The 9874-nt window shown below is 63.5% G+C and carries 6 protein-coding genes and 1 tRNA gene; 5 read left to right on the forward strand and 2 right to left on the reverse strand.

Annotated features, from left to right (window positions below):
- Positions 1 to 610: 610 nt before the first annotated feature.
- A complete protein-coding gene (gene glmU, locus JQ574_RS34610; protein ID WP_212293423.1) occupies positions 611 to 1969 on the reverse strand; it encodes a bifunctional UDP-N-acetylglucosamine diphosphorylase/glucosamine-1-phosphate N-acetyltransferase GlmU in 1359 nt (452 codons plus the stop codon).
- Between the two features lie 235 nt (positions 1970 to 2204).
- Between glmU and JQ574_RS34615 the strand changes: the two genes are divergently transcribed.
- Both JQ574_RS34615 and JQ574_RS34620 read left to right on the forward strand, forming a co-directional pair.
- Complete coding sequence (locus JQ574_RS34615) at positions 2205 to 3638, forward strand: hypothetical protein (RefSeq protein WP_212293424.1); 1434 nt, start codon at positions 2205 to 2207, stop codon at positions 3636 to 3638.
- Between the two features lie 141 nt (positions 3639 to 3779).
- Positions 3780 to 4160 carry a hypothetical protein gene (locus tag JQ574_RS34620; protein WP_212210358.1) on the forward strand — a complete coding sequence of 127 codons (381 nt, stop codon included), beginning with the start codon at positions 3780 to 3782 and terminating at the stop codon, positions 4158 to 4160.
- Here the strand turns inward: JQ574_RS34620 and JQ574_RS34625 are convergent.
- Positions 4120 to 5745 carry a beta-(1-6) glucans synthase gene (locus tag JQ574_RS34625; RefSeq protein WP_212384235.1) on the reverse strand — a complete coding sequence of 542 codons (1626 nt, stop codon included), beginning with the start codon at positions 5743 to 5745 and terminating at the stop codon, positions 4120 to 4122. The genes JQ574_RS34620 and JQ574_RS34625 overlap by 41 nt on opposite strands.
- Positions 5746 to 6050: 305 nt before the next feature.
- On the opposite strand from JQ574_RS34625, the gene JQ574_RS34630 reads away from it, so the two are divergent.
- The 3 genes from JQ574_RS34630 (at position 6051) to JQ574_RS34640 (ending at position 9736) form a co-directional block, all read left to right on the forward strand.
- Positions 6051 to 6626 (forward strand): beta-1-3, beta-1-6-glucan biosynthesis protein, encoded by a 576-nt coding sequence (locus JQ574_RS34630; protein ID WP_212210360.1) that lies wholly within the window; start codon positions 6051 to 6053, stop codon positions 6624 to 6626.
- Between the two features lie 207 nt (positions 6627 to 6833).
- On the forward strand, positions 6834 to 9512 hold the full coding sequence (locus JQ574_RS34635; RefSeq protein ID WP_212210361.1) for a glycosyltransferase: 2679 nt from the start codon (positions 6834 to 6836) through the stop codon (positions 9510 to 9512).
- 148 nt (positions 9513 to 9660) lie between these two features.
- Positions 9661 to 9736 (forward strand) — tRNA-Lys (locus JQ574_RS34640).
- Positions 9737 to 9874 lie beyond the last annotated feature (138 nt).

The following is a 9874-nucleotide window of genomic DNA, read 5'->3' on the forward strand; positions in this document are numbered from 1 at the left end:
CAGTTGCGATGGACGGTCGCGGCTGAAGCGTACGGCGAAAGCGTGTGGTCCTGGCGCCCGTAACGGCGTCAAGTCTTGCGGAGCGATCTGCAAGGCGACGGTGGCAATAGAGGCCGTCTCACCGGGGAGAGCGCGTTATAAGCCGTAAAGCCATTGCGCAGGGAATGTCGGATGTTCTCCGCTGCCCTGTATGCTCATGTGCAGCTTTTTTTAGCACAATCGCACATGAGACCGCGGGTGCAGCGCGCATCCGGCATTCCCTGCGCCCTCTGAATTGAGAGGGCGGGAAGTTTTCAGAAAATCTCGGGCGCAATGCGTCGCGAGAATGCGAACACACGCTCAGTTGTCATCGCCCGGCTTGACCGGGCGACCCAGTATCCCAGAGACGCCAATGATAGAACCGAGAAGCCGCGGCGTACTGGGTCCCCCGCTTTCGCGGAGGACGACAGCGTTGTGCGGAGCTGCTCTATCGCCGTCATTGCCTGCGACAAACGCGAAGCGTTTGCGCAAGGGAGCGACAGCGACGAAGCAATCCATGCCGCAGCTAGCCGAGCTATGGATTGCTTCGCTTACGCTCGCAATGACGTGGAGAGAGCTCGTGCCCTCGCCCTCAACCTTCCTTCTTCGCTTTCGCCCGCAGCTTCATCTCGCGGTAGCGCGCCGCGCCGCCGTCGCGGTTGTTCTGCGGGCTGCGCTCGACGGCCAGCGCATCGTCGGGCACGTCCTTGGTGATGACCGAGCCCGAACCGATATAGGCGCCTTTGCCGATTTTCACCGGCGCCACCAGCGACGAATTGGTGCCGACGAAAGCGCCCTCGCCGATCGTGGTCTTGTGCTTGAAGAAGCCGTCATAGTTGCAGGTGATGGTGCCGGCGCCGATATTGGAATTGGCGCCGACATGGGCGTCGCCGATGTAGGAGAGATGGTTGACCTTGACGCCGGCTTCGAGGTGAGCGGCCTTGGTCTCGACGAAATTGCCGATCCGCGCACCATCGCCGAGCGATGTGCCCGGCCGCAGCCGCGCATACGGGCCGACGGACGCCTTCTTGCCGATCGAGGCCTGCACGATGTGCGAGAACGAATGGATCACCGCGCCGTCGGCGATGCTGACACCGGGGCCGATCACCACGAACGGCTCGATGGTGACGTCGTTGCCGAAGGTGGTGTCGGCGGCAAGATGCACGGTTTCCGGCGCGATCAGCGTCACGCCGGCATCGAGCGCTGCCTTGCGCAGCCGCGCCTGCATCACCGCTTCCGCTTCGGCGAGCTGCGCCTTGGTGTTGATTCCGCGCACTTCGTCCTCGCTGGTTTCAATCACGACGGCCTCCAATCCCATGTCCCTGACGAGTGCAACCGCATCGACGAGATAATACTCGCCCTTGCTGTTGGCATTGCCGATCCGATCGAGGATCGAGAGCGCCTTCTTGCCGTCGAATGCCATCACCCCGGCATTGCACAGCGTGACCTTGCGCTCCTCGGCGCTGGCATCCGCATGCTCGCGGATCGCCACCAGATGCTCGCCCTCGACGAGCAGCCGGCCGTAACCGGTGGGGTCGGCGGCGCGGAAGCCAAGTACGGCGATCGCGGCCCCCTTCTCCAGCGGCGCGCGCATTCGCGCAAACGTCTCGGCCGATATCAAAGGCGTATCGCCGAAGGCGACGATCAGGTCGTCGGCGCCGCGCGCCAGTGCCTCGCGCGCCGCCAGCACCGCATGCGCGGTGCCGAGGCGTTCGCGCTGGACGAAGGTCGCGGCATCGGGACGCCTCCGTGCAACCTCGTCGGCGACCGCCTTGTGATCGGGACCGATCACGACGGCGAGCGAGGCGCCCGCGCCTTTCGGGGCGGCATCCAGCACATGCGCCAGCAGCGACTGGCCGGCCACCGGGTGCAGCACTTTCGGCAGCGCGGACCGCATCCGCGTCCCCTCGCCGGCCGCGAGCACCACCGTCAGGCTGGATCGAGCAGTCATGAGAAGTCCTCTACTAGAGCGTTTTCCAGCGAAGTGGCATCCGGTTCGCGTGAAGAAAACGCGTCAAAACAAAAATCCCTATCGGGGCCAAAAGCAACGGCGCCGTCTTTAGGTGTTTTCGCTGTGAGTGGAAACCCGATTCGCCGTCCCGCAAAGTTCCGGATTCAAGATCATGGCAGAATTCCTGTTAATGTTTGACCTGTGATTCGGCAGGCCTCGGGAGGGCCAAAGACGTTTGGCCAAGAATTCCGACCATCGCGCTGGCGGCCTCGGGACGGACGATACCGGCGGCGTGCTGAGCGGTTTGCTGGCCGAGGAAGAGGATCTCGACCGCCGCGCGCTGTGGCGGCTCGGATCGTGGGGCGTCGGTGCGGTGGCCGCGGTCGTCGTCGCCGTGATGGCCAACCAGACCCAGTCTGGATGGAAGCGCGACCAGATGGCCGCGACCGATCTCAACCAGCGAGCACAGCAGATCCAGAATATTGCCAGTCGAACGGAACGCGAGGCGCGGCGGCTCGCAGCGGCCATCGATACGCTCAACAGCGATCGCGACCGGCTCTATAGCCGCGTCACCGGCCTGGAACGCGGGCTGGACTCCGTGACCGGATCCATCGCCCGCCAGAATTCCGCCGCGGCATCGCCCGCCCCGGCAGCGCCTTCGCCTGCCGAGCCCCAAGCTTCCCAGGCCGCGCAAACTCCCGCCCCCACCGTGGCGCCGGTGACGACGCAGACTGCTGCGGCCGCGCCTGACAAATCCGGTTCCAATCCGATCCCCGCCGAACCGGGTCCGGCGGCGGTTTCATCCGTTGCCAAGGATTCGGCTAAAGAACCTGGCAAGGAAACGGCCAAGGAAACCATCAAGCCCGAGTTACCGAAGATCGAAGCAAAGAAGACCGACCCGATAAGGCCTGAAGCCGCCAAGCCTGAATTGGCCAAAGCTGAGGCAGTAAAGCCTGAGACGGGCAAGCCTGAAGGGATAAAGTCCGATACGGCGAAAATCGATACCGTGAGGATCGAGGCTGCGAAGGCCGACGCTGCGACGCCGGCAACGCCGCTGGTCGCCTCACAGTCCTTCATGGCGCCGCCCGATCCGTCCGCCACGAAACTGATCGAACCCGCCAGGCCCTTGAGTCCGGTGACAGCGAGCCCGATCCCGGAAGTGATGGCGGCCGCACCGGCCACGGACGCCGAGGCGGACGAGGAAACCGGCCCGAGGGTCCCGGTCCAGCGGACCCAATTCGGGGTCGATCTCGGCACCGCCAATTCGGTTCCCGGCCTGCGCGCGCTGTGGCGCGGGCTGCTGAAATCGAGATCGAACGCGCCGCTCGCCGCGCTGCGCCCGATCATCGTCGTCAAGGAAAGCACCAACGGGCTCGGTATGCAGCTTCGACTGGTGGCCGGTCCCATCAACGACGCCGGAGCTGCCGCCCGGATCTGCGCCGTCCTGACCGAAAACAAGCGGAACTGCGAGACGGCGATCTTCGACGGCCAGAGGCTGTCGCTGACCGGCGACAACCCATTGCCCGCGCCGAGCGCAAAACCCGCGCCCCGCCGGCGGGGTGCGGTGACGAAACGCGCCCCTGTCGGAGCCGTGGAGGAGCCGGCAAAGAAGCCGGAAACAGCGGCAACGACCTCAGTCTCGTCCTGGTTCGGCAAGCGGGGCCAATAGATATTTACTTATAATACAAAGGGTTGCGGAAAAATTCTGAACTGTTTTTGATGCCCCTTAATGTCCTGCAGTGACTTGTCCCGGCGGCCATTCCCGACCATATTCGCCCCGCCATCCCTCCGAGCTCGAGAAAATGCCGCTGTGAAAAAAACTCCGTTCCGCCTGACGCCCTATCAGGTGCAGTTCCTGTTGGTGGTCGGTTTCGTCACCGTCGGCTACGCGCTCTATCTGCGCTATCTCGCGGTCGAGTTCTCGACCGTCGCGCTGGCGTGCGACGCCGGGCTGCAGACGATGATCTGCAAGGCCCGTACGCTCGCCACCACCCTGTTCAAGAATTCGGTGTTCGGCATCGTCGCCCTGATCATCGCGGTGCTTCACGTGATGCGGCCGTCGATCGTGCTTTTGACCGGCGGGCTGATCGCGGCCGGGCTCGGGATCGTGCTCTATAATGTCGTGCTGTCGGGGCTCGCGATCGGGCTGCTTATTTTAGGCTTTGCGCGGCCCGCGCCCGCCACAGCGTAAGCGCGAGCAGGAAGTAGATCGCGCAGGTCCACATCGCCTGCCAGTTCTGCGGACCTTCGTTGATTCCGATATAGAGCGTGGCCACCACGAGCAGTCCGGCAAAGGCCGATTCGGCGATCGGGCGAGTGCCCTCCTTCGGCCGGTTGACCAGCATCAAGGCGGCAAACGGCACCACGGCCATGGTCAGCGAAGCGAACGGAAAATCGCGATAGCGCGGATCGAACGCAAAACCGAGCGCGGTCTCCGCGCCGATCACCGTGGCGACAACCAGAGTCAGGCCAAGCAGCACTGACAGCACCGATCCGGTCCGGCCATCGCGCGGGCCGAGCAATTCGAGGAAGGTCGGCAGCGGCCGTCCCGACATCGCCGCGTTGGCGCAGAGCATCGGGGACGCGATCGCGGCCGCCAGCAGCGCCCCCCATTGCAGCCAGCCGCCGGTCCCGTAGCTCTCATAGAACATCTTGTCGGCGGCGACGCCGAGCAGCATTCCGGAAATCGTCGCCGAGGTGCCGACCGCGAGCCAGGCGGCCAGCCGCGGCTGCCAGGGCCGCCGCCGCAACGTCAGCCAGCCCGCGAGAAACACGAAAAAGCTCAGCGCCATGCCGCAGCCCATCTGCAGCTTCCAGAACGGGAAATTGCTGATGGCCTCGCCCGGCGGATATTTCACCGCCCGCTGCGCCGCGTCGATCAGGCCCCAATAGCCGCCGACGGTGCCCTCGAGCTGGCGCTTCCACGGCTGGTCGTAGGCCTCGATCAGGTTGACGCGAAAGCCTTCGCGCTTGGCGAGATCGAGAATTTCGGAAACCACCCGCGCCTGGTTGGTGCGCGACGGCAGCGCGCCCTCGCGCATCCGCCCGGCGCTGGGCCAACCGGTCTCGCCGATCAGGATCTCCTTGCCCGGAAAGGCGATCGCCATCCGCTTGCGGATCGAATCGACATGGGAGGCGGCGAACTTCGCGCGCACCGGCATGTCCTCCCAGTACGGCAGGATATGAATCGTGACGAAATCGACCGCGTCGTAGATCTCGCGGTTGCGCAGCCAGAATTCCCAGACATCGGCATAGGTGACGGGAATGGTGACCTGCGGCTTGACCGCGCGGATGTAGGCCGCAAGATCCGACGTCGTCATCTCGCCGCGCAGCAGCACTTCGTTGCCGACCACCAGCGCGGTGATGACACCCGGATATTCCTTGGTCAGGCCGACTGCGACGGCGATCTGCGAATAGTTCTTGATCCGGTTGCTGCTGAGCCAGATGCCCTGAATGACCTTGAGCCCGACCTTGGCGGCGATGGCCGGAACCTGGTCGAGCCCGTTCTCGATCGAATAGGTGCGCACGCAGTCGGTGATCTTGGCGAGTTGCGTCAGATCCTGCGTGATCTGTTCGGCATCGATATGCGTGGTGGGAATCAGCGGCGTCTGCTCGCCTCGGAACGGCGCATAGGAGACGCATTGCAGTTTGGCGTTGGGGTCGATCGGCGCGCGCACGAGCGTGATCGGGGTGGCCAGCCACCACCACAATGCTGCGATCATACCTAGCGATGTCAGGAGAAGCGCCAGCGGCGTACGAAAAGAAATCGGTTCCATCCTCCGGGCGGGGACCGTCGATTAGCCGGTCACCGGCGTTCTGCCAAGAGTGATCTATCAGGAGGATAGACCTAATCCAAACAGCTAGTCCAAAGTCCGCCCCGAGGTACTCCCTGCGACGATTTTACCACGTGACGATAAAGTTGTGACTTTGCTGGACAAAATCCGAAATAACCGTCATGGGAATCCGGCAGCGTCTCCGCCGCAATGGAGACCTATTTGGACGGCAACTAGCCAAGCCATCACGAGCCGTGGGAATTGCCTTTTCGGGAATTCCAGCGGCCATGTAACAAGTCGGGGAATGTATGCGTCGAAGTGGGCCTGATCTCAAAAGTGCGGTTTTGCGCCACCTCGCCGTTGCAGGCCTTGTCCTCCTGATCGGATCAGGCGGGGTTTTGGCCCAGAGCGGCACCCCTGCCCCGGACCAGCCCGGCAAGCCCCCGGCGGCCAATTCGGCAGACGTGAACCGGGACAACCAGCGCAAGACCGACGAATTCGTCGAAGCCACGCAGGCCATCAACGGTCCGGCCGGAAACCCGGAATGCGTCTGGCTCGGCCGCCGCGTGGTCCGCCTGATGTGGCTCGACGACCTCGATACCGCGTTCCGGCACCTCGACCTCTATGACCGGTTCGGCTGCCCCGGCGGCCATGTTCAGGCCACCTTCCGCTGTCTGACCCGGTTTGGCGGCCAGATCGACCCCAAGGTCGCCGAAACCCTGTCGAGCCGGATCCATGCCTGCTGGATCAATCCGGGCGCCCAGCCCCAGGCGGCGGCAGCTGCCGCCGGCCCGGCCGCGCCTGCGGCCGCCGGCAATGCGGCGCCAGCGCCAGCCGCATCTCCCTCGCCGGCCCCCAGCGCCAGCCCCGCTCCGGCGAAGTAAATCGCCAGTCGGATCAACGGCAACGCTCGCGCGGAACGAACGGGATTATTCAGCGTTTGTTCAAGTCCGCGCCCTTAAAACGCCATCGCGTCATATCAGTTGTGAATTCGTGCGGCAGGATTATCCTTAATCTCGCCGCCGTGCCGGTCGAACCTAGGGGACGGGTTCGCTTTCCCACATGCAGGCCCCGTTATGGTTTAACCACCGATGCGCGCCGTCGTCGCCGTTCTGCTGTTTGTAACCGCAGCTCATGCTGCGTTGTGGGGTCTGTTCCAGGAAAAGCAGCCGGCGCCCGATTTCCGCGGCATTTTGCCGAGCGTCTCCTACGCACCGTTTGAGGGATCTGCGCATCCCGACGTCGACAATATTCCGCAAGTCGAGAAAATCCGCGCCGACCTGAAGAAGCTGTCGACGATGACGCGGGCGATTCGCCTTTACTCGTCGACCGGCGGCGTCGAACTGGTTCCGCCGATCGCTGCTGAGTTCGGCCTCAAGGTCACCGTCGGCGCCTGGATCGACAAGAATTCCGACCGCAACGAACGCGAAATCGACGCGGCGATCACCCTCGCCAAGCGCAACAGCAACGTCATCGGCGTCGTCGTCGGCAACGAAGTGATTTACCGCGGCGAGCAAAAGGTCGAGGACCTGATCGACCTCATCAAGCGGGTCAAGAAATCGGTCAATGTTCCCGTTACCACGGGCGAAATCTGGAACATCTGGCGCGACAATCCGGAACTGGCCTCCTCCGTCGACTTCATTGCCGCTCACGTGCTGCCCTATTGGGAAAATTTCACGGACAAGCAGGCCGTCGATCAGGCGGTCTACCTCTACCAGCTGCTGCGCGAGAAATTCCCGGGCAAGCGGATCGTCATCGCCGAATTCGGCTGGCCGAGCGCGGGCTATAATTTGCGGAATGCCGAACCCGGCCCGTTCCAACAGGCTTCCGTGCTGCGCAACTTCGTCGCCAGGGCCGATGCCATCGGCATGGATTACAACATCGTCGAGGCGATCGATCAGCCCTGGAAATTCTTCGAAGGCGGCGTCGGTCCCTATTGGGGCATCCTGAACGCGTCGCGCGAGCCGAAATTCGCCTGGACCGGCCCGATCGTAAACGAGAACTACTGGAAGCTCGCACTGATCGCCGTCCTCGTCGGCATCCTGCTGTCGCTGCCGATCCTGCGCCTCGACCGGCCGACGGTCATGCAGACCGTCATGCTATCGGCCGCGGCAAACGGCGTCGGCGCCTGGGTCGCCACCGTATTCGCCTATTGGGACGGGCACTATTTCGTGTTCGGCTCGGCCTTCGCGCTGACGCTGGGCCTGATCCTGCTGGTACCGCTGGTCCTGATCGCGATGGCGCGGATCGAGGAAATCGCGGCGGTCGCCTTCGGCCGCGGCCCGCGCCGGCTGATCACCAAGAGCGCGCCGCTGGCGCCCGCCACCATCGGCGAGAACGTAGCCTTCCCAAAGGTATCGATCCACATTCCCGCCTATTTCGAGCCGGTCGAGATGCTGAAGCAGACGCTCGATGCGGTGTCGCGGCTCGACTATCCGAACTTCGAATGCGTCTGCATCATCAACAACACGCCCGATCCGGCATTCTGGCAGCCGATCCAGGATCATTGCCGAACGCTCGGTGAACGCTTCAAGTTCATCAACGCCGAGAAGGTGCAGGGATTCAAGGCCGGCGCGCTGCGCATCGCGATGGAGCGTACCGCAGCGGACGCCGAAATCATCGGCATCATCGATGCCGACTATGTCGTGCATCCGGACTGGCTGAAGGATCTCGTCCCTGTGTTCGCGGACTCGCGCGTCGGCCTGGTGCAGGCGCCGCAGGAGCATCGCGACGGTGACCTGTCGCTGATGCACTACATCATGAACGGCGAGTATGCCGGCTTCTTCGACATCGGCATGGTCCAGCGCAACGAGTTCAATGCGATCATCGTGCACGGCACGATGTGCCTGATCCGCCGTTCCGCGATGGATATGGCTGGCGGCTGGTCCAGCGACACCATTTGCGAGGACACCGATCTCGGGCTGACCATCCAGCAACAGGGCTGGCTGACGCACTACACCAACGTCCGCTATGGCGAGGGCCTGCTGCCCGACACCTATGAAGCGTTCAAGAAGCAGCGCCATCGCTGGGCCTATGGCGGCTTCCAGATCGTCAAGAAGCACTGGCGGCGCTTCCTGCCCGGCGCGAGCCGGCTTACCCCCGATCAACGCCGGGAATTCTCGCTCGGCTGGCTGAACTGGCTCGGCGCCGAGAGCCTTGGCGTGGTGGTTGCGATCCTCAACCTGATCTGGGTTCCGATCGTGGCGTTTGCCGACATCGCCGTTCCCGACAAGATCCTGACGTTTCCGATCATCGCCTCGTTCGTCGTCTCGCTGGTGCATTTCATTGCGCTCTATCGCCTGCGCGTGAAGATCAAGGCCGGCCAGATGCTGGGCGCCATGATCGCGGCGATGAGCGTGCAGTGGACCGTGTCGCGCGCCGTTGCCCAGGGCCTGATCACCGAGCACCTCGCCTTTGCCCGCACCTCCAAGGGCGGTCTGTCGCGGATGTCGATCGAATTCCAGGCGTTCTGGGAAGCCGTGATCGGCGTGCTGCTCCTGATCGGCGCTGCCGTGCTGGTGGTCACGAACGGGTACAAGCAGGTGCACGAAATCTACGTGTTCGCTGCCGTGCTGGTGTTGCAAAGCCTGCCGTTCCTGGCCGCGGTCGCGATCGCGCTGTTGGAGAACTCCCGCACCAACTCGTTCGCCTTCTGGCGCAACAGCGCGGTGCGGACGGCGGAACTGATCGGCATCCGCCCGGTCCGGCTGCCGACGGTCGCGCGCCCCTCCCAGCCGGTCGCATCCGAGATTCGCCGGGAAGCCAATTAACGGACGGTGAATCGATCAGCGCAGCCTGCTTCAAGAAGCCGGACTAACCGCAAGCCGAACCTCAGGAATTTGGATCGCACGGCCCAACATTTTCTGGCGCCGGCGCTATTGACCCGCGGGGGCCCGCCCCCTACACAGCGCGTCGAGTGAGCGCGTAGCTCAGGCGGTAGAGCACGTGACTTTTAATCATGGGGTCGAGGGTTCGAGTCCCTCCGCGCTCACCATGAAATCGGGCACAACTTGAATTTTCGCGGTTTTGCCGAAAGTGCTGTGTCGGCACTGTGTCGATTGTGTTGAAAAACTCGACTGTTGAAGCCGAAGGAGATCGCTGATTCATTTCCCCTTGGTGGGTGGAGACTTGA

Source organism: Bradyrhizobium sp. AUGA SZCCT0158 (assembly GCF_018130065.1).
GTDB lineage: Bacteria > Pseudomonadota > Alphaproteobacteria > Rhizobiales > Xanthobacteraceae > Bradyrhizobium.

Excerpts from the sequence above, each read along its gene's own strand:
- glmU (WP_212293423.1), bottom strand. The coding sequence starts at position 1,969 with ATGACTGCTCGATCCAGCCTGACGGTGGTGCTCGCGGCCGGCGAGGGG.
- JQ574_RS34625 (WP_212384235.1), bottom strand. The coding sequence starts at position 5,745 with ATGGAACCGATTTCTTTTCGTACGCCGCTGGCGCTTCTCCTGACATCG.
- JQ574_RS34630 (WP_212210360.1), top strand. The coding sequence starts at position 6,051 with ATGCGTCGAAGTGGGCCTGATCTCAAAAGTGCGGTTTTGCGCCACCTC.
- JQ574_RS34635 (WP_212210361.1), top strand. The coding sequence starts at position 6,834 with ATGCGCGCCGTCGTCGCCGTTCTGCTGTTTGTAACCGCAGCTCATGCT.